The sequence below is a fragment of the Candidatus Purcelliella pentastirinorum genome, assembly GCF_003391335.1.
GTDB classification, from domain to species: domain Bacteria; phylum Pseudomonadota; class Gammaproteobacteria; order Enterobacterales; family Enterobacteriaceae; genus Purcelliella; species Purcelliella pentastirinorum.
The window spans coordinates 99,931-122,462 of sequence record NZ_CP028374.1 but is presented as its reverse complement, the minus strand read 5'-3'; the positions used below and the strand labels follow the sequence as shown (position 1 = coordinate 122,462).

Sequence of the window (22,532 nt, the reverse complement as noted above, 5' to 3'; positions counted from 1 at the left end):
TGGTTAACTAGTTTATATCAAATTTATTTATTATAGTTTTTAAAGTTGGTTTACCTGATTTTGTTATTTTTTTACGAATTTTATCAGAATCTATTATGTTTATTTTAAGTTTTCTTAATATATTGGCAGCTGTAGTTTTTCTATATCCAATTCCACCAGTTAAAGTTATTATATAATTCATTTTTTTATTATAAATTTAATTTTTTAATATTGTTTATTTTAATTGTTTATTATAAAATGTTTTATTTTATTAATATTTTAATATTTATATTTTTAATAATTATTAAAAATATTTTTTATACTTTAATTTTAAATTTTAATATTATTATATAGATTTATTTTTTAAATTTATTTTTATAATTTTACATTAATTATATTTATATTTTTTGTATTTAATATTTAATTGTTAAAATTTTTCGCAATTATTTTTATTCTTAAAAATATTTAAATTTTTATTCTTAAAAATATTTAAAATTATGTTATAATGTTAAGGTAATTTTATTATAAATTTTGTAAAATGAACTAATAAATAATATGGATAATATTAAATTAGAAAATATTATAAATAAAGAATTAAATGTTAATAAAATTAATGATTATTTACCTAATGGATTGCAAATTGAAGGATGTAAAGAAATTAAGATAGTTGTTATTGGTGTTAGTTTGTGTCAAGAATTATTAGACAAAGCTGTAATGTTAAATGCAGATGCAGTTATAGTTCATCATGGATTATTTTGGAAGAATGAAAATCCTGTTATTAAAGGGATTAAATATAATCGAATAAAAACAATTTTAAATAATAGTATTAATTTGTATTGTTGGCATTTACCCTTAGATATTCATTATGAATTTGGTAATAATGTTCAATTAGCTAAATTGTTATCTATTGAAATATGTGGCAAAATACATCCATTTGTTTTTTGGGGAGAGTTTAAACATTTTATTTCTTATAATGAATTAATTTTTAATATTAATAAAATTTTTCTTAGAAAACCATATCATTGTTCTAGTAAAAGTAATTTATCAAATTTAATTAAAAAAATTGCTTGGTGTAGTGGAGCAGGACAAAATTATATTGATTATGCCATTAATTTTGGTGTTGATGCATTTATAACTGGTGAAATATCTGAACAAACTTTTCATATTATACGTGAAAATAATATCCATTTTTTTTCTATAGGTCATTATGTTTCTGAAAGATATGGTATTATTTCTTTGGGTATGTGGCTTAAGGACAAATATAATTTGAAGATTACTTTTTTTGATGTTGATAATCCTATTTAAATTTAATTAATATATTTTTTATTTTATATTAACATGTTTATATTTATTTAATAAATTTATCATGTATTTTAATAATTAATATTTTTTTATGAGTATTTATTTACATATTTAATTTATTTTAAAATTCTTTAATTATTAAATATTAAGTTTGTATTTTTAGAAAAAAGTAAATTTTATATATTTAATATTGATTATTTTATTTTTTTTTTAAGATGATATTTATTTTTTTTTATTTATTTAAAGATAAATTAGTATATTCTTATATAGAATATTTTTTTGTTTTTATATAAAAATTTATACTTTAGTATATTAAATAAATATTAATAATGATATTATAAATAAATGGTGTTTATAGTTTAATTAATTAAAATTTTATTATTTTATTTCATAATATTATTATAGAATAAAATTTATTTTCAATTAAAGATTTCAATTTAATTGAATTATTGTTTTATAATAAATATTTAATTTGTTTAGTATAAAATAATTTATTAGTTTAATAATTATATTTTTATTTTAAAATTTTAATATAGAGGTGTGAAAAATGTTGTATAGGTTTTTTTTAAATAAATTTTTATTATTTATTTTATGTTTTATATTTATTGTTTCTTGTGATGTTTCTAAAAATCACAAAATATCTGATAAGGGATCATTATCTTTAAATTATGTAGATAATAATATTCATAATAAAAAGAATATTTTACTTTCAGATATAATGGATAAAAATATAGTTTTGTTCCCTTTGAATAAATATAATATTGATGATAAATTCTTTAGTATGTTAAATATGCATGCAATTTATTTGCATAGTCATCCTCATTGTAAAATAATTATTGAAGGTCATACAGATAATAGAGGTACAATTAAATATAATTTTATTTTAGGAAAGCAACGTGCTAATGCTTTAAAGAAATATTTAGAAAGTAAAGGAGCATATGTTGAACAGATATCTGTAATTTCATATGGAAAGGATAGGCCTTTATTACAAGGTAATACTGAGTTAGTTTATGCAAAAAATAGGAGAGCGGTTATAATTTACAAAAAATAAAAAAATATTTTTTGATAAATTTAAAATGATATTTTAGTACTAAATAATTTTTATATTTAAGGAGTTTTAGGAATTTGTTTCGGTTGGTGTTATTTTATATATTTTAATCATTTTCTTATATTTTTTGATAAATTTATTAAATAAATATTTATAAATTAATTTTCAGTATTAATAATAATTTTACCGCTATGGTATTTTATTAAGTTGAGTATTTTATTTAACATAATTTTTGTTAATATTTATTTTTTGTATTTTTAATTTAATTTTATTTTATTTAATTTATTAATTTGATATTTTTATTTATTTAGATCTATAAATTAAAATTTTTGAGAATTTTATTATTAATTTACAAGAATTTTTATTAACATTGTTTTAAAATTTTTAAAATTATTTTTTATGTCTATATTAAGAAAAAATATTTATTTTTTAATTATTATAATGATATTTAATTGTGAATATTCATATTCATTTGAATGTTTTATAGATAAAATATCCTTAATAGTAAATAATCAAATTATTTTAGAAAGTGATATTCAAAATATAATGAATATCATAAAAATGCAAACAAAATTGTTAAGTAATTTGATAGTAAGTAGAGATGTTTTGCGTAAGCAATCTATAAAATATTTAATTAATAATCAATTAATATTTCCTTTGGGTAAAAAATATAAATTTAATATTACTAATGAAGAAGTTTTAGGTGTTATATCAAATATAATTAATAAGTTTAATATTACTTTTAAAAAATTTAAATTTTATCTTTTTTATTATGGTATTGATTATTCTGTTTATTTTAAATATCTTAAAAGAGAAATTTTAATTTCTAAAATATTGGATTATGAAATAAGTAAAAATGTTTATATTACTTATGAAGAATTGAATTTATTTACAAAAAATATTTTTTATAGATATATAAAAAATAATGTTTATTTTTTAAGGTGTTTTTTTATACCCTTATCAGAAAATTATAATTGTAAAGAATTTATATTAAAACAGACATTATCTAATAAAATTTTTTTTAAATTAAAAAAAGGAATTAAGTTTAGAGATATTAAAAAATTATATGTAGATCATTTAAAATTAGTAAAGATTATTTTGTTTGAATATCGAACAATTGGAAGTTTACCTGTTATATTTGAAAAATTTTTAATTCATGGTAAAACAGGGGATATATCTTATCCTATAAAGTCTGCCGCAGGTTTTTATATTGTAAATATCAAAGATTTATTTAATAAGGTAAAAAAAATTATATTTAAAGAGTTTTGTATTCGTCATATATTTATACCTAATTTTTTTATTAAAAATGATTATGATATTTCTTTAAAACTGTCTTTGATTAAAAAAAGAATTGAATCTGGTAATATTAGTTTTGATAATGCTGTAAATATTTTTTCTATGGATAATAAGTTTCTTAATGATCGAAATGGATATTTTGGATGGTTTGATTCTAATCATTTAAATAATAAATTTAAAGTAGTTTTATCTAATTTAAATATTATGCAAATTAGTAAACCATTAAAATCTTCTATGGGTTGGCATTTGATCCAATTATTAGGAACTCGTATAGTTAATCGTTTACATGTATTAGAACAAATAAAATTTTATGATTACTTGTATAAAAATAAATATCTTGAAACAAAAGAGTTATTTTTAGAAAAATTAAATAAATTTTCTTATATAAAAATATTTAATTAAGATGAATAAATATAATATTAATTTTTTAAGGATAATGTTTTTTTTCTTCTTATTTTAATATTAAAAAAATTTTTATAATTTTAATGAATTATATATTTTATTTTTTTTTATTTATTAATTATGTACCTATAATAAATGTATTTTTTTTTATTATAAAATATAATTTGAAAACTGTTATTAGAATTATTAATAAAAATTTAAAATATTTATTTAATATAATAAATTCTAAAATTTTAATTTCTAGTTTAAATTATCATGTTTGTATAAATATTTTTATTGGTGATTAAGAAAATAAAATTATTATATTAGTTTTAAATAAATTATGTATTAATGAAAGAATAAAGTTAATTGATTTATTATCTCTTGGTATTATATCTTTTTCTAAATATATAATTTATGTAAATATAATATTAATTATGTATCATGGTCAGAAATTTATTGTATTAAAATTTTGTATTTTTAATAAAACTATAAATATTTATTTTATTTTACTTTTTATTTGTACATTTGTTTTATATTTAATTCTTTTAGATTTATTAGTAATTGATAAAATTGATCTTATTAGTTTTGTTTATTAAATATATGATTAGAAATATTTATGAATAATTTTATATATAAAGGACATATTGTTAAAAAATATTTAGGTCAATGTTTTCTTATAGATAATAAAGTTATAAAAAATATTATTGATATTATTAATCCTTTATATGATGATGTATTAATTGAAATAGGTCCAGGTTTTGGGGCTTTAACAATACCTGTAAGTAATTTTGTAAGAAAATTATTTGTTATTGAATTAGATAAAGATTTAGTTTTATATTTATGTAATAATAAATTAATTTCCTCTAATGTAGTTATTTTTAAACAAAATGTTATGAGTTTTAATTTTTGTTATTTTTCTTTAATTTATAATAAAAATATTAGAATATTTGGTAATTTACCTTATAATATATCAGTTTCTTTAATTATTTATTTTATTAGATATATAAATCATATAAAAGATATGTATTTTATGATGCAAAAGGAAGTTGTAGATAAGTTGATTTCTTTACCAGGAAATAAAAATTATTGTAGATTGACTGTTATTATGCAATATTATTATGAAATATTTTTTTTATTTAATGTTTATTCTAAATCTTTTATTCCTAGTCCTAGAATTGATTCTTCTTTTGTAAAAATTATACCTCGGAGTAAAAATATATATAAAGTTAATAATATTAAATTATTTAATTTAATTGTCAAATCTGCTTTTATGTTTCGTAGAAAAATGTTACGTAATAGTTTAAGTAATTTTTTTACTGTTAATGATTTAATAAAATTAAATATTAATCCTGATTTACGTGCTGAAAATATTTCTGTTTATGATTTTTGCAAATTATCTAATAATTTATAAAATATTTTTTATTTTTAAATTTGTTATAATTTATTACACATAATATATTGTAAAATAATTTATTATTAAAGAATATTAATTTATGAGTAATTATTTTGTAGGTGATATACATGGTTGTTATGATGAATTACAACTTTTACTAAAAAAAGTATTTTTTAATCCCGATAAAGATATATTATGGATTGCCGGAGATTTAGTTTTTAAAGGGAATAAGTCTTTAGATGTTTTAAGATATATTCGTTCTTTAGGTAAAAAAGCACGTGTGGTTTTAGGTAATAATGATTTATTATTTATCGCAATTTATTTAAATATTATTCAATTTAAAATCAAAGAAAATTTGTCTTCTATATTTTTATCTGATGATATAGTTGATTTGGTTAATTGGTTACGATATCAACCATTTATTCAAATTGATAAAAATAAGAAAATAATTTTATCACATGCTGGTATTCATCCAAAATGGGATATTAATACTTTAATTGACTATTCTAAATCAATAAATGAAATATTATCTAGTAGTATTTATGATGTTTTTCTAGATTATATATTTAATGGTAAAATTATTGATTTTTTATTTAAATCAATAAATTTTGAAAAAATGAATTTTATATTGAATGTGTTTACTAATATGAGGTATTTCTTACCAGATGGTAGATTAGAGTTGTTGTGCAAGTTAAATCCGTTTTATGCCCCTTCTCATTTAATACCATGGTATTTAAAAACAAATGTTATACCAAATGATTATAAAATAATCTTTGGACATTGGTCTTCTTTAGTTAATGTTAGTTTACCTTCTAATATAATTTTTTTAGATTATGGGTGTTGTTGGGGGGGGTATTTAACAATGTTTAGATGGGAAGATAATAAGTTTTTTAAAATAAGATCATTTTTACAAAATAAATAATTTTATTTAATCTATATAATTAAATAGGTTTTATTATTATTAATTATTTTTAAGAATTTTTTGATTTTTATTTAAGTATATTTTTTTTTTTATAAATATATTATTAATTAGTAATTTTATTGATTACGCCCTACAGGAATTGAACCTGTAACCTACAGCTTAGAAGGCTGTTGCTCTATCCATATTGAGCTAAGGGCGCATTTTTTATATATTTTTTATTTTGAATTTAATAAAATTAATATTTTTGTAAATATTAATTTTATAATTGTTGTTTTGTATTAAAAATATCTTTTCTATAAAAATATATTGTATACTAAAAATTATTTATTTTTGTTTTATTTTTAATTTTGAATATATTTATATAAATATATTTATTTGAATAAAAATGTATAAATTTAATTATAGTTGATGTTTTATATAAAAATTTTTGTTTTATTTATTAAAATTTTAAAATATATTTCATTTAATAAATTTTTTTTTAATAGTTTTTTTATTTTATTTTTTAATTTGGAAAATAAATACTATTATTTAAATTAGTATACTGTATATTTTTTAAAATAGTTTAAATATATTTATCTTGTATATTGAGTAAATTATTTTTTAAAAATTTTTTTATTATATTTTATTTAATAAAATTAATTGTATTTTAGTTTAATTAATTTTTATTTATTTAAAATATTTTTTGTTTTTGCTCTTGATGCTTAATTAAGCGGCCCCATCTAAATTGACATATAGAGTTTATAATTGAATAAAATTTACAAAATTTTTATATAGTAATTAAATTTATTTTAGAGGTTTTTATATGAGTAAAATTATGGGTATTGATTTAGGTACGACTAATTCTTGTGTTGCTATTATGGATGGTAATAAAGCTAGAGTTTTAGAAAATTCTGAAGGTGATCGTACCACACCTTCTATTATAGCATATACTAAAGATAATGAAATATTAGTTGGTCAACCTGCAAAACGTCAAGCAGTGACAAATCCAGAAAATACTTTATTTGCAATAAAGCGTTTAATAGGAAGACGTTTTAAAGATGAAGAAGTACAACGTGATATTAAAATAATGCCTTATAAAATAGTTGAATCTAGAAATGGTGATGCTTGGTTAAATGTAAAAAATAAAAGAATGGCACCTCCTCAAATTTCAGCTGAAATTTTAAAGAAAATGAAAAAAACAGCAGAAGATTATTTAGGAGAAATTATTAATAAAGCTGTTATAACTGTACCTGCATATTTTAATGATGCTCAAAGACAAGCTACTAAAGATGCTGGTCGTATAGCTGGTTTGGAGGTTAAACGTATAATTAATGAACCTACTGCAGCAGCTTTAGCTTATGGTTTAGATAAGGGTAAAGGTAATCGTGTTATTGCTGTATATGATTTAGGTGGAGGTACATTTGACATTTCCATTATAGAAATAGATGAAGTTGATGGTGAAAAAACTTTTGAAGTTTTAGCTACTAATGGAGATACTCATTTAGGAGGAGAAGATTTTGACAGTCGTTTGATAAATTATTTAGTAAATGAGTTTAAAAAAGATACTGGTATTGATCTTCATAATGATCCATTAGCTATGCAACGTTTAAAAGAGTCTTCAGAAAAAGCTAAAATTGAATTATCTTCTACACATCAAACTGATGTTAATTTACCATATATAACAGCGGATTCTAGTGGTCCTAAACATTTAAATATTAAAGTTACTCGTGCAAAATTAGAATCTTTAGTTGAAGATTTAATTTATAAGTCTATAGAACCTATGAAAGTTGCTTTAAAAGATGCAAATTTATCTATAACAAATATAAATGATGTAATTTTAGTTGGTGGGCAAACTCGTATGCCTATGGTTCAAACAAAAGTAGCAGAATATTTTAAGAAGGAACCTCGTAAGGATGTTAATCCTGATGAAGCAGTAGCTGTAGGAGCGGCTGTACAAGCAGGAGTTTTATCTGGAGATGTTAAAGATGTTTTATTATTAGATGTTACTCCTTTATCATTAGGAATAGAAACTATGGGTGGAGTAATGACTTCTTTAATAAGTAAAAATACCACAATACCTACTAAACATAGTCAGGTATTTTCTACAGCTGAAGATAATCAATCAGCTGTTACTATACATGTATTACAAGGCGAGCGTAAACGTGCTTTAGATAATAAATCTTTAGGCCAATTTAATTTAGATGGTATACAACCTGCTCTTAGGGGTATACCGCAAATTGAAGTTACTTTTGATATTGATGCTGATGGTATTTTACATGTATCTGCTAAAAATAATAATACAGGTAAAGAACAAAGAATTACTATAAAAGCATCATCTGGTTTGAATGAAGGTGAAATAGATAAAATGATACGTGATGCAGAAAATAATGCTGAATCAGATCGTAAATTTGAAGAATTAGTTCAAGTAAAAAATCAAGGAGATCAGATATTGCATAGTACTAGGAAACAATTAAAAGATAGTGGTGATAAATTAATTTTAGAAGATAAAAATATTATAGAAAATGCTTTAAATGATTTAGAGTCATCTTTAAAATCTGAAAATAAAGAAGATATTCAAAGTAAAATACAATCTTTGATTCAAGTTTCTAATAAACTTATAGAAGCTATGAAGAATCAAGATAAAATGTCTTCATCAACATCGTTTAAAACGGAAAATAATAAACAGAATTCAGATGTTGTAGATGCTGATTTTGAAGAAATTAAAGATAACAAAAAATAATTTTGTTTTATATTTTTTAGTATATATAATTATATTATTTATATTTTATAGTTATATAATTATTAAGAGTAAATTATACAATGATTAAAAAAGATTATTATGATGTTTTACGTGTTTCTAAATCTGCTAGTAATCGTGATATTAAAAAAGCTTATAAACGATTAGCTATTAAGTTTCATCCTGATCGTAATCAGGGTAATAAATCAGCGGAGGATAAATTTAAGGAAGTAAAAGAAGCATATGAAATTTTAAGTGATAAACAAAAACGTTCATCTTATGATCAGTATGGTCATGAAGCATTTAATAATAATAGTTCTTCTCATACTTCTTATCATACTAATGCTGATTTTGGAGATATTTTTGGTGATGTTTTTGGAGATATTTTTGGTAGTTCTAGTCGTCGTCAACATAAATCTTCTGGTTCAGATTTATGTTATAGTTTAGATCTTACTTTGGAAGAAGCAGTAATTGGTATTACTAAAAAAATACAAGTATCAGTATTACAGAGATGTAATGTTTGTAGAGGTAGTGGTGCTAAGATAGGTACAAAGTCAAAATTATGTAAAACATGTAATGGTGCTGGTCAAGTTCAAATGAGACAAGGTTTTTTTACTGTACAACAAACTTGTCCAGCTTGTAATGGAGATGGATCAGTTATAAATAATCCATGTAATTTATGTGATGGTAATGGGCGTATTGAACGTAATAAAACACTATCTGTTAAAATACCATCCGGAGTAGATACTGGTGATAAAATTCGTTTAACAGGTGAAGGAGAATATGGTATAAGAGGTGGATCTTCAGGTGATTTATATGTTGAAATAAAAGTTAAAGATCATTCTATTTTTTCAAGAAAAAATAATAATTTATATTGTGAAGTTCCTATTAGTTTTATAATGGCAGCTTTAGGTGGTAAAATAGAGGTGCCAACATTAAATGGTAAAATAAAATTAAGAATACCGGCTGAGACACAAACAGGTAAATTATTTCGTATGAGGGGTAAAGGAGTAAGATCTATTAGAAGTAATTATTTAGGTGATTTATTGTGCAAAGTTATTGTAGAAACACCTGTTAACTTAAATTATGAACAAAAAAAAATGTTATATAAGTTAGGTAAAAGTCTTGATTGTTCATCTTCTAAAGTAAATAATCCTAAATCAAAAAATTTTTTTAATGGTGTTAAAAAATTTTTTGATGATTTAACAAGCTGATATTATAATTTTTTATTATTTAAAATTTTTGAAATTTTTTTATATTTTTATTTTTTTATATCATGATAAAATGTTGCAGGTTTTATTTTAATAAAATAAATGATAATTATTTTTTATTAATAGTTTTTTTTATTACATTATTAGTTGCTAATAATAATTATACTAAAAAAATATATTTTTCTTTAATATATTTACCATATAATTTTAATGTTTTAGGTTTTAATTTTAGTTATATTACATATTTTTTCGTTAATAATTTTTTAATGACATTTTTTTTCTTTAAAGTAATTTTAGAATTAAAATATGAAAGATTTATGGGATTTTTGTCTAATAATTATGTTATTTTTTTACCTGCTTTTGCTGCTTTAGGAGGAATGTTATTACCTGGATTAATTTTTTATTTATTTAATTTTAATAATTTAATTATCAGACATGGTTGGGCTATTCCAACTGTTACTGATATACCTTTTGTTATATGTATTTTATCAATATTAAATTCTTATATTCCTGTTTCATTTAGGACTTTTTTGTTAATATTATCTGTTTTTGATGATATAATTGCAATTTTAATTATTGCTATATTTTATAATAATAATATTTCTATATTTTTTTTATTCTTATCTTTTTTAAATATTTTGTTTTTATTATTTTTGTATTTTTTTAAAAATAAAAGTCTTATTATTTATTTATTTTGTGGTTTATTTTTATGGTTTATGTTATTAAAATCTGGTATACATCCAACTATGACTGGTTTATTTATGGGTTTATTTTCATCTGAGAGATATATAATTGATAATGTTAGTTTAGATAGAATGTTATATTCTAATTTGAGAACTTTTGTAGATAAAATAATTTTACCTATTTTTATTTTTGTAAATTCTGGTATTTGTTTTTTACATGTTCATTTTAAAGATTTTTTTTCTTTTTTATTTCTAGGTATATTTTTTGGTTTATTTTTAGGTAAACCTATAGGTATAACATTTTTCAGTTGGATTTTTACTAAATTTAAAAATAAAAATATATTAATTGATTTAAATATTTATAATATTTTGTCTGCAGGTATTATTTCTGGAATTGGTTTTACAATGTCTATTTTTATTATTTTGCTATCATATAATAATAGTCATGATCTTTTATTAATAGAAATAGCTAAATTAGGAGTTTTTTTATCGTCTTTAATATCTGGTATATTAGGATACTTAATGATAAAGAGACAATTTAAAAAAAATTGATTTTTTAAATTTTTTTTATTTTAATAGTAAAATTTGATTTATGTCTAGCAGCTTTATTTTTATGTATAATTTTTTTAAAAACTAATTTATCTAAAATTTTTTGTAATTGTTTAAATTCAATATTAGCTTTTTCTTTATTTTTTTCATTTATTGCTTTTTGTGTTCTTTTAATAAATGTCTTCATCATGGATTTTTTACTAACATTATGTTTTCTTTTATTTTCATTTGTTTTTATTCTTTTATTAGCTGATTGAGTATTTGTCATAATATTATCTCCATTAAAATATAGTAAATTATATATTTATATAATTATTTAGTTTTTTTAGCAAATAATTTTATTTAAAAAAATATTTGTTTCAATTATTTTAGATAACATTATAATTTGAAATAATTATATATTTATTTTTTTATATTAGTATAATCTAAATTTATTGATTATTTTATAATATTTTTATTTAGTAGATTATGCGTTTGATACGTGGTATATATAATTTAAAAAATGAATATCGTAAATGTGTATTAACTATTGGTAATTTTGATGGTGTACATTTAGGGCATCAAATGTTATTAAAGCGTTTATGTATAGAAGGTTCTAATTATAATGTAAAAACAATGGTAATATTGTTTGAACCTCATCCATTGGAAGTGTTAAAACCATTTACTCCTTTTATCCGTATAACATCTTTTCGTGAAAAAATTAAATATTTATCTACATTAGGTATTGATTTGGTTTTATGCATTCGTTTTAAATTAGATTTTGCTTCTTTGAATGGCGAGTTTTTCATTAAAAATTTTTTAATCAATAATTTATCTATTAAATTATTGATTGTTGGAGATGATTTTTGTTTGGGTGTAAAACGTCATTGTGATGTAAAACATTTAAAAAAATTAGGTTTAAAATATGGATTTAATGTTATTAATATTAATACTTATTTATATAATAAAATACGAATTAGTAGTTCTTTAATACGTAAGTATTTGTATGTTAATAATTTTGATTTTGTTAAGTTATTATTGGGTAGATCGTTTATGATCTCTGGTCGTGTTGTAAAAGGAAATGCTATTGGATGTAATGTTATTGGATATCCTACAGCAAATATATCTATTCGTCATACTACTTTTCCTCTTAGAGGGGTTTATGCTGTTAAAATTTATGGATTATTTTTAGAACCTATATATGGTATTGCTAATATTGGTACTTGTCCTACCTTTTATGGTACTAAATTAAAAATGGAGGTGCACTTATTGGATATTTTTATTAATTTATATTATTATCGTATTGATGTATTATTTTGTTGTAAAATAAGAGATGAGAAATTTTTTTATTCAATAGATAAATTAAAAAAACAAATTAGTAATGATATTATGGTTGTTAAAAAATATTTTAAGTTAAAAATATGATATATATTTTATAAAATTAATATTATGAATAAATATAAAAATACTTTAAATTTACCAAATACTAAATTTTCTATGAAAGCTAATTTGGTAAAAAAAGAAATAGATATTTTAAATAATTGGAATAAGGGTAATCTTTATTTAAAAATTCGTTCATCTAAAAAAAACAGAAAATTATTTATTTTACATGATGGTCCTCCTTATGCTAATGGTAATATTCATATTGGTCATGCTATGAATAAAATTATTAAAGATATAATAATTAAATCAAAAAGTTTAGGAAATTATAATGCTCCTTATATACCTGGATGGGATTGTCATGGTTTGCCTATTGAACATGTTATAGAGAAAAATATTGATGTATTTAAAAAAAAATTATTATTAAATGATTTCAGAAAATTATGTCGTCAATATGCTAATACACAGGTTAATAAACAAAAAGAGGAATTTATTAGATTAGGTGTAGTTGCTGATTGGGATAATCCTTATTTAACTATGGATTATTCAAATGAAGCTAATATTATTAGAGCTTTAATAAAAATTATAAAAAAGGGTTATTTATATAGAGAATGTTTTCCTGTTTACTGGTGTGTTAAATGTCAATCTTCTTTAGCAGAGGCTGAGGTTGAATATTGTAATAAAACTTCTTTATCAGCGGATATTTTATTTAAATCAATTGATATTAAAGATGTTCTTTCTAGATTTGGTATTTGTGAAAATAAAAATTTTAAATCTATATATTGTGTAGCTTGGAGTACCACTTTGTGGACTGTACCTGCTAATAGTGCTTTATGTGTTCATCCTAATTTAAGTTATATTCTATTATTTCATAATAACTATGGTTATATAATTTCTGAAAATAAATTTTCAGAATTTATTTTCAGAGTTAATATAAAAAATTATTCTATTGTGGGTAATATTTGTAAAGGTAAAAAATTAGAATTTTTATATTTTTTCCATCCATTTTTAGATGATAAAGTACCTTTAGTTCTTAGTGATCATGTTAATTTATATGAAGGTAATGCTATAATTCATATAGCACCTAATCATGGTTTAGATGATTATTTGGTTGGTAAAAGATATAAATTAAGATCAAATGATATTATTGATTCTTATGGTAATTATTTATGTAATGTACATTCTTTATTAAGTAAATTAAATATTTTTGATGCAAATAATAATCTTTTGGAAATATTTTATAAAAAAAATATATTGTTACATAGTAAAGAAATAGAACATAGTTATCCATATTGTTGGAGACATAAATATCCTGTTATATTTTTTTCAACATATCAATGGTTTATTAATTTAGAGAAAAATAATTTACGTAAAAAAATATTAAAAGAAATAGAAAATGTTATATGGTTACCAACATGGTCTAAAAATAACATGTTATCTATGGTTAGTAAAAGACCGAATTGGTGTATTTCTAGACAAAGAAATTGGGGTGTTCCTATCCCATTATTTATTAATAAAAATACAGGTGATTTGCATCCAAATACTATTTATTTAATGAAAAAAGTTGCTGATCTTGTAGAATTAAATGGTGTTGATATATGGTGGGAAATAGATCATGTAAAATTTTTTAATATTAATGAAAAAGAATATATTAAAATTGTTGATGTATTAGATGTATGGTTTGATTCTGGAGCAACATTTTATTCTGTATTATCTAAAAGAAAAGAATTGAATAATTTTTTTGCTGATATTTATTTTGAAGGTTCTGATCAACATAGAGGATGGTTTATGTCCTCTTTGATTATTTCTATGATTATTAATAATAAATCTCCTTATCGTCAGGTTTTAACACATGGATTTGTTGTTGATTCTTTAGGTCATAAAATGTCTAAATCTTTAGGTAATATTATAGAACCTTCTTATATTATTAATAAATTTGGAGCTGATATTTTACGTTTATGTATTGCATATTCTGATTATTTTAATGAAATTTCTATTTCTAATGATATCTTAAGTACTTCAATAAGTATTTATAGACGTATACGTAACACCATTCGTTTTTTATTAGCTAATTTAAATGATTTTGATCCTAAAATTAATATAGTTGATAAATGTGATATGTTGTTATTAGATAAATGGATGATTTATTGTATTAAAAAATTACAAAATGATATTATAGATCTTTATAATAATTATAATTTTCATGATGTGGTTAAAAAATTAGTACATTTTTGTTCTATAGATATGGGATCATTTTATTTAGATATTATTAAAGATAGAAGATATACATTAAAAAATAATAATATTGCTAATTTAAGTTGTCAGACTACTATTTATTATATTCTTGAGGTTCTTGTTCGTTGTATTTCTCCTATATTATCTTTTACTGCTGATGAAATTTGGAGATTTTTACCTGGTAAACGTACAGAATATATATTTACTGAAACTTGGATTAATATTGATGATAATTATATAGTTGATAATAATATTTGGTATACTTTATTGGTAATTAAAAATGAAATTAATAAAATAATAGAAAAATTACGTTTTAATAAAATTATATTTAATTCTTTAGATTGTTTAGTTATATTATATATTACTAATAAAATTAATGATTTATTATATTATTTGATTAAGGAATTAAAGTTTTTTTTTCTTGTTTCTTATGTTTCAATTATGGATTATTCTTTATCTCCTGTAGATTCTTATAAAAGTAATATTATTGATGGTTTAAAAATAATTGTTAGAAAAGCATATGGTAATAAATGTGCTAGATGTTGGCATTATGATATTAGTGTAGGTAAAAGTTTAGATTATATTGATTTATGTAAACGATGTATTATTAATTTATATGGTGAAGGTGAAAAACGTTTCTTTATATAAAGTATATTTTAAAATATTATATTTTTTTATTATAAATATTTTAACATTTATTGATTTTTATTCTAAAAAAATAGTAATGGATAATTTTATTTTATTAAATAAAAAAAAATTATTTTCTTTTTTAAATTTATTGTATGTTAAAAACTATGGTATAGCATTTAGTTTATTATCTAGTAATAGTATATTTGAATATTGGTTAATAATTACATTATCTGTTTTAATAATATTTATTATTTTCATTAAATTATATATTTCAGATATATATGATATTAAATTAATAATTTCTATGTTATTTATTTTAGGTGGAGCGATTGGTAATTTAGTTAATAGAATTATTAATGGTTATGTTATTGATTTTATTGATTTACATATTAAAAATTATCATTTTGCTACTTTTAATTTTGCAGATTTTTTTATTTTTTTTGGTGTATTTTTATTATTTTTAAATGATAAATTTTAATTATAAATTATTATTTTTTATATTTTATTATTAATTTATGTTTTATTTAATATAAAAATAAATTTATTTATATAATAGGTTATTTTGTAAATAAATTATTATTTATTTAATATTTATAATTAATAAAAAACATATATTTTTTTAATTATCTTAAATTAATGATAGAATAAGATAAATATATTATTAAAATAGTATTTTTTTGATAGAAATATATGTATTTATTTAAGTTTTGTACCTCCTATGGTTAATTTATTTATCTTTAATGTTGGTAATCCTACCCCTACAGGGATGTCTTGTCCATCTTTTGAACATGTTCCTATTCCACTATCTAATTTTAAATCATTTGCTATCATAGAGATTTCTTTCATAACTTCCATTCCTGAACCTATTAAAGTTGTTCCTTTTATAGGTTTAAATATTTTTCCTTTTTTTATTAAATATGCTTCTGAAGCTGAAAAAACAAATTGTCCAGATGTTATATCTACTTGTCCTCCATTAAAATTTACAGCATATATTCCAAAATCTATACTATTTATTATTTCTTCTGGAGTAGATTTACCAGATAACATATATGTGTTTGTCATTCTAGGTAATGGTATATGAGCATAAGATTCTCTTCTTGCATTACCTGTAGGTAATGTATTAGTTAAACGTGCATGTAATTTGTCATTAAGATATTTTTGTAAAATTCCATTTTTAATTAGTATATTTTTTTGTCCTGGAGTACCTTCATCGTCAATTGTTATTGATCCTCTTGTTTGTTGAATAGTCCCATCATCTATTACTGTACATAATTTTGATGCTATTTTATTTCCTATTTTTTTATTAAATACTGAAGTATTTTTATAATTAAAATCTGCTTCTAACCCATGCCCGACTGCTTCATGTAATAATATTCCAGGCCACCCGTTTCCTAATACAACAGGTAACTTACCACCAGGTGATTCATTTGCATGTAATCTAATTAATGCAATTCTTACTGCTTCATATGTCCAATTATTCGCATATGTATCACCATTATATTTTTTTTTTATAAAATATTTATAATCTAATCTACCTCCTCCTCCACTTGTTCCATATTCTATTTTATTATTTTCTTCTACTAATACATTTATGGATAATTTTATTAATGGTCTTATATCTGTATGTAATTTATAATCATCTGTATTAGCTATTAATATTTTTTCATAAGAACCTGTTAATTGTACTGTTACTTTTTTAACTCTCTTATCAATTGATTTCGCTAATTTATTTATATTGTGTAATAAATCAATTTTTTGTTTATTTTTTATTTGATTTAATGGATTAATATTACTATATCTTGTATATGTTGGAATATTTTTATATTTTATTTTTTTAATAATTTTTTTGTTAATAATAAAATTATTTATTATATTTATACTTTTTTCTAATATTTTTTTATTTATTTCATTAGAATAAGAAAATCCAACTTGTTCATTATTAATAATTCTAATTCCAACTCCTTGATTTATATTGTAGTAATTTTCTTTAATTATTTTATCTTCTAATATTAATGATTCATCTTGTTTTTTTTGAAAGTAAAATTCTGCATAATCTATTTTTTTTTTTTTGAATTTATCAAGTATTAAAAATATATCTTCTTTATTTATTTTATTTTTTGTTAAAATATCATTTATTACTGATTTTTTATTCATTTTAGATAATTCGTACATGATTTTATTTAATTCTTTATTGATTTTATATTATTTTTAATATTTTATTATTATACATAAGTATTTTTTTATTTAAAATATGTATTTTATTAAAAATTTAATATTTTATTTTTTAATTTCAAGATTTGTTCTATTAATAGTTTTAATGTAATTTTTATAGATTTATATATTTTGGGTTCTATTGTCGTTTTAATATTTGTTTTATTATTATTTAAATCAATTTTTCCATTTATTTTTATATTTTCATTATTAGTTATTAATAAAATATTATTCAAGTATATTATTCCATTTGATATTTTACTTGTTCCTAATATTTTTTTAAAAAATATTTTTTTAGGTAATAAATTATTTATCATGATATTTATATTTATAAAGATAAGTTTAATGTTTATTTTTTTTATTATTTTTTTAATTTTTTTTACATTAATATTTTTTATTAAACCTTCGTTTAAATTAATTTTGATTATTCCATTTAAGTGATTGTTTATATTATTTAATGATATTTTATTCCATGTTAAATAATATTTTATAAAAAAATTTGAATTATTTATTGGTACTTTTATATTTAAATATTTAAATAAATTTTGAATATTATATCCATATATATTACCTATTAAAATTATTTTATATTTTTTTATTATTACATGTGTTTTAGATTGAAAAGTTGAATTATTTATTTTGTTTATGTCAAATGATATTTTTTTATTTGAAAAATCTATATTTTTTATGTATAAGATTATATTTTTTAACCAGCATTTATTAGTATTTATTTTCTTTATTGGTATTTTATCAATATTAATTTTTTTATTTATGCAATGAATATAAATTTTTCTAAAATTATTTTTTTTAAATGCTATTTCTGTAATATTTTCATTTTTTATTATTTTTAGTTTAATTATATTTTCATTTGTGTATATAGTAAAAATTACATTTTTATATATTAGTCCCATTATATTTATATATTTTATATTTATTTTTATATATTCAATTGAAATTATATTATTTTTTTTTGATGTAATATAGTTTATTATATTTTTTATCCATTTTTTATTATTGTTAATATTATTTTTTGATATGTATTGATTTTTTGAATTTAGTAAATAAAAAAATATTTTTAGTTTATTTTTAATGAATATTGTGCTATCTAATATTTTTTTTTTTTCTATTATGGTTTTAATATTTATTTTTTTTATATTCCCACTAATTATATTATTTATATGAATGATTTTTTTTTTTGTATTAATTGATAAAGGAATTATATTGAATTTTTTTTTATTTTTTATTTTAATTAAAAGTTTTATTAAATAATTAATATTATTATAATTTATTAAATCTATATTTATTTTACTTGTTAATTTTGATAATTCTATTTTGTTTTTTATATTTTTTTTAAATTTATTAAAATTTATGTGAATGTTACAATAAATATTTTTATTATTTTTAATTTTTATTTTTAATTCTTTATTATATAAAAATAATTCAAAAAAAATATTTTTATTTTTAATTTTATCTTTTTTTTGTGTATAAAAATTAAAATAAAAATATTTTTTTAACCAAATTTTTTTATTTATATTTATATATTTTATATTAAATTTTATTTTTTTATTAATCTTATTTATTTTTATTTGCGAATCTTTTATATTAATAAAATATGTATTTTTTTTATTAGTATTTTTATAATAAAAATATTTAATTTGTATATTACTTGATTTTTTTTGTTTATTTTTTATTATATTTAATATATATAGGTTAATTTTACCTTCTGTATAATTTTTTTTTTCATTATTTTTAATATTATATGTTTTATTAACATAAATTTTATTTTTTATATTAAATAAAAGTTTAACTATTTTTGTTTTAAAATCTATTTTTATTTTTATTTTATTTTTTTTATTATTAAATACATTGTTTATTGATTTATTTTTTAAAAAGTATTTTTTATTATTAATATTTAAATTAAAAGATATTATTTTATATTCTTTTTTGATTGTATCAAAGATATTTAATTTACTTTTAGATATGTTTAAATAATTAAATTTGTTAACAATTTTTTTAATATTTTTAAGATTAGGTAAAAACAATTTTTTATTTTCTTTTAAGTTTATTGAATTAGTATTTATATTTAATTTTTCTATTCTAAAATAGTTTATATATAAATTCAAATTACAAATTGTTTTTTTTATATCTATTGTAAAATTTAATTTATCTATTAGTATTTTATCATTATTTGGATATATTATAAATATTTTCTTCATTTTTATTAAAGGATTGAATAAATTAAATTTTCCTTGAATTGATTCAACATGTATTGAGATATTTTTATGTTTTGATATTAAATAAAATATTATTTCTGAATAATTTTTTAAATTTATTAAAATTAAATTAATATTGATTATTACATATGTTATTGCTAAAGTTGATATTGTTGTAATTATTAATAATATTTTTAATATTTTTCTCACTATTTGCTCATTTATTTATATAAGTATTAATATTTAATTTTTAATTAATTATTTTTTTAATTTTTTATTTAATATTAAAATATTTATTGATATTGAAAATATTATTTTTTATTTCATATAATTTTTATGTTTTTATTATATTGTATTTAGTTTGATAAATAATATTTTATCAAAAAGTATTTTTTTTTATTCTTACTATTTCATAAGTATAAATTTAATAATTTTAATATATATTTTTATTTAATTTAATATCAATTATTTGTTTAAATGTTTTAAAGTAAATTAAACCTATTTTTAATTTAATAGATGCGATAAATGATTTTTTAAAAATTATCATTTTATTAATATATATAGTTTTAAGTTGTATAGTAACATTTATTTAAATTTTATTTTTTTAAAATATTTAATATTATTAATTTTTATATATTAATATTTTTTAATATATTATATTAAATAAGTTATTGTTTTATTTTAATAAATATATATTTCTATTAATGTTTTTTAGTTATTTTTTTTTATTATTTTATTTTTAAATTGATATTATTGTGAGTTAATATGTCAACAAAATATATATTTGTAACTGGAGGTGTTGTATCATCTTTAGGTAAGGGTGTAGCTTCTGCTGCTCTTGCAAACATTTTGGAATCTAGACAATTAGAAATAACGGTTATGAAATTAGATCCTTATATAAATATTGATTCTGGAACTATCAGTCCTATTCAACATGGAGAAGTTTTTGTTACAGAAGATGGAGCTGAAACTGATTTAGATTTAGGACATTATGAAAGATTTATTCAAAGTAAAATGACATATCGTAATAATTATACAACAGGTCGTATTTATAATGAAGTTATATGTAAAGAAAGAAAAGGAGACTATTTAGGATCTACTATTCAAGTTATACCTCATATTACAGATATGATTAAAGAAAAAATTATTGCATGTGGTTATGGTTATGATGTTTTAATTGTAGAGGTTGGTGGTACTGTTGGAGACATAGAATCATTACCGTTTTTAGAAGCTATTCGTCAAATGGGTATTGATTTTACTCGTAGAAATACAATGTATATACATTTAACATTTGTGCCATATATTAAAACTGCGGGAGAAATAAAAACAAAACCTACTCAGCATTCTGTGAAAGAATTATTATCTACAGGTATTCAACCTGATGTATTAATTTGTAGATCTGATGATTTAATTTCTTCTAGTAGTTTAAATAAAATTGTATTATTTTGTAATGTTAATAACAATGCCGTTATATCACTAATAAATCTTAATTCTATTTATAAGATACCAAAATTATTTAATAAGCAAAAATTAGATAGTTATGTTTGTAAACATTTGAATATGATTGTACCTAAAGCGAATTTATCTGTATGGGATGAAGTTGTTTATAAAGAGGAAAATACAATTTACTATGTTACCATTGGAATGATTGGTAAATATGTAAAATTTCCTGATGCATATAAGTCTGTTTTAGAAGCTATTAAACATAGTGGTTTATATAATCGTACTTTAGTAGATGTTAAGTTGATTAATTCTAAAGATTTAGAAAATGGTGATTGTACATTATTAAATAATTTACATGGTATTTTAATTCCTGGGGGTTTTGGTTGTAAAGGTATCGATGGTAAGTTATTTGCTACTAAATATGCACGTGAAAATAACATACCTTTTTTTGGTATTTGTTTAGGTATACAAATTGTTTTTATTGAATATGTTCGTAACGTATTAGGTATTTCTGAAGCTGATTCAGTAGAGTTTAACCCTACGTGTAAATATCCAATAATTTCATTAATTAATAAGTGTAGTAATAATAAGTATGAATTTATAAATAATAGTAATTTAGGTGGAACAATGAGGTTAGGTAATAAGAAATGTTTATTAAGTAGTAATAGTTTGGCAAGAAATTTGTATTCTTCTGATATTATTTTAGAACGACATAGACATCGTTATGCTATAAATAAATTTTTATTAAAGGATATTATTAATACTGAACTTTTTATTTCTGGTATTTCTTTAACTAATAAATTAATTGAAATAGTTGAAATTGTAACACATCCTTGGTTTTTGGCTTGTCAATTTCACCCAGAATTTAATTCTACTCCATTACTTGCTCATCCATTATTCATAGGTTTTATCAATGCAGCAAATAAACATAAAAATAATAATTAATTTTTTAAATATT

The 22,532-nt window shown here is 19.0% G+C and carries 16 protein-coding genes and 1 tRNA gene; 12 read left to right on the top strand and 5 right to left on the bottom strand.

The window, feature by feature from the left end:
• Nucleotides 1–7: 7 nt before the first annotated feature.
• Nucleotides 8–181, bottom strand: coding sequence for a dephospho-CoA kinase (locus tag C9I82_RS00500; protein ID WP_115955913.1), 174 nt, complete (start codon nucleotides 179–181; stop codon nucleotides 8–10).
• A 353-nt stretch (nucleotides 182–534) separates the two neighbouring features.
• Here C9I82_RS00500 and C9I82_RS00495 point away from each other — a divergent pair, with 353 nt between their 5' ends.
• From C9I82_RS00495 to apaH, 5 genes are all read left to right on the top strand, one after another.
• The gene (locus C9I82_RS00495) at nucleotides 535–1,284 is read left to right on the top strand and encodes a Nif3-like dinuclear metal center hexameric protein (protein WP_115955912.1); all 750 of its coding nucleotides are present in this window, start codon (nucleotides 535–537) and stop codon (nucleotides 1,282–1,284) included.
• A 544-nt stretch (nucleotides 1,285–1,828) separates the two neighbouring features.
• Complete coding sequence (locus C9I82_RS00490) at nucleotides 1,829–2,332, top strand: OmpA family protein (protein WP_115955911.1); 504 nt, start codon at nucleotides 1,829–1,831, stop codon at nucleotides 2,330–2,332.
• 396 nt (nucleotides 2,333–2,728) lie between these two features.
• On the top strand, nucleotides 2,729–4,027 hold the full coding sequence (locus C9I82_RS00485; RefSeq protein ID WP_115955910.1) for a peptidylprolyl isomerase: 1,299 nt from the start codon (nucleotides 2,729–2,731) through the stop codon (nucleotides 4,025–4,027).
• 598 nt (nucleotides 4,028–4,625) lie between these two features.
• Nucleotides 4,626–5,420, top strand: coding sequence for a 16S rRNA (adenine(1518)-N(6)/adenine(1519)-N(6))-dimethyltransferase RsmA (gene rsmA / locus C9I82_RS00475; protein ID WP_115955908.1), 795 nt, complete (start codon nucleotides 4,626–4,628; stop codon nucleotides 5,418–5,420).
• Between the two features lie 82 nt (nucleotides 5,421–5,502).
• Nucleotides 5,503–6,324 carry a bis(5'-nucleosyl)-tetraphosphatase (symmetrical) ApaH gene (gene apaH / locus C9I82_RS00470; protein ID WP_115955907.1) on the top strand — a complete coding sequence of 274 codons (822 nt, stop codon included), beginning with the start codon at nucleotides 5,503–5,505 and terminating at the stop codon, nucleotides 6,322–6,324.
• A 124-nt stretch (nucleotides 6,325–6,448) separates the two neighbouring features.
• Here apaH and C9I82_RS00465 read toward each other — a convergent pair.
• Nucleotides 6,449–6,523, bottom strand: a tRNA-Arg gene (locus C9I82_RS00465).
• 603 nt (nucleotides 6,524–7,126) lie between these two features.
• Between C9I82_RS00465 and dnaK the strand changes: the two genes are divergently transcribed.
• The 3 genes from dnaK to nhaA all read left to right on the top strand — a co-directional run bounded on the left by dnaK (nucleotide 7,127) and on the right by nhaA (nucleotide 11,486).
• The gene (dnaK, locus tag C9I82_RS00460; protein WP_115955906.1) at nucleotides 7,127–9,043 is read left to right on the top strand and encodes a molecular chaperone DnaK; all 1,917 of its coding nucleotides are present in this window, start codon (nucleotides 7,127–7,129) and stop codon (nucleotides 9,041–9,043) included.
• Nucleotides 9,044–9,123: 80 nt separating this feature from the next.
• Nucleotides 9,124–10,254, top strand: coding sequence for a molecular chaperone DnaJ (gene dnaJ / locus C9I82_RS00455; protein WP_115955905.1), 1,131 nt, complete (start codon nucleotides 9,124–9,126; stop codon nucleotides 10,252–10,254).
• Between the two features lie 62 nt (nucleotides 10,255–10,316).
• Entirely contained in the window at nucleotides 10,317–11,486 is a 1,170-nt protein-coding gene (gene nhaA, locus C9I82_RS00450) for a Na+/H+ antiporter NhaA (protein WP_115955904.1), read from the top strand.
• A 4-nt stretch (nucleotides 11,487–11,490) separates the two neighbouring features.
• On the opposite strand, the gene rpsT is transcribed toward nhaA, so the two are convergent.
• Nucleotides 11,491–11,751, bottom strand: a complete 261-nt coding sequence (rpsT, locus tag C9I82_RS00445; RefSeq protein WP_115955903.1) for a 30S ribosomal protein S20 — start codon at nucleotides 11,749–11,751, stop codon at nucleotides 11,491–11,493.
• Nucleotides 11,752–11,951: 200 nt separating this feature from the next.
• Between rpsT and ribF the strand changes: the two genes are divergently transcribed.
• From ribF to lspA, 3 genes are read left to right on the top strand one after another with little or no spacing between them, the layout of a single operon-like run.
• The gene (gene ribF / locus C9I82_RS00440) at nucleotides 11,952–12,887 is read left to right on the top strand and encodes a bifunctional riboflavin kinase/FAD synthetase (RefSeq protein WP_115955902.1); all 936 of its coding nucleotides are present in this window, start codon (nucleotides 11,952–11,954) and stop codon (nucleotides 12,885–12,887) included.
• 24 nt (nucleotides 12,888–12,911) lie between these two features.
• Complete coding sequence (gene ileS, locus C9I82_RS00435) at nucleotides 12,912–15,725, top strand: isoleucine--tRNA ligase (RefSeq protein WP_115955901.1); 2,814 nt, start codon at nucleotides 12,912–12,914, stop codon at nucleotides 15,723–15,725.
• Nucleotides 15,694–16,185 (top strand): signal peptidase II, encoded by a 492-nt coding sequence (gene lspA / locus C9I82_RS00430; protein WP_162859722.1) that lies wholly within the window; start codon nucleotides 15,694–15,696, stop codon nucleotides 16,183–16,185. The genes ileS and lspA overlap by 32 nt, the downstream gene beginning before the upstream one ends.
• 218 nt (nucleotides 16,186–16,403) lie before the next feature.
• Here the strand turns inward: lspA and tldD are convergent, their stop codons facing one another.
• The gene (tldD, locus tag C9I82_RS00425) at nucleotides 16,404–17,861 is read right to left on the bottom strand and encodes a metalloprotease TldD (RefSeq protein WP_115956240.1); all 1,458 of its coding nucleotides are present in this window, start codon (nucleotides 17,859–17,861) and stop codon (nucleotides 16,404–16,406) included.
• Between the two features lie 107 nt (nucleotides 17,862–17,968).
• Entirely contained in the window at nucleotides 17,969–20,341 is a 2,373-nt protein-coding gene (locus C9I82_RS00420) for an AsmA-like C-terminal region-containing protein (protein ID WP_115955899.1), read from the bottom strand.
• A gap of 555 nt (nucleotides 20,342–20,896) precedes the next feature.
• On the opposite strand from C9I82_RS00420, the gene C9I82_RS00415 reads away from it, so the two are divergent.
• The gene (locus tag C9I82_RS00415; RefSeq protein ID WP_115955898.1) at nucleotides 20,897–22,519 is read left to right on the top strand and encodes a CTP synthase; all 1,623 of its coding nucleotides are present in this window, start codon (nucleotides 20,897–20,899) and stop codon (nucleotides 22,517–22,519) included.
• The last annotated feature ends 13 nt before the right edge of the window (nucleotides 22,520–22,532 follow it).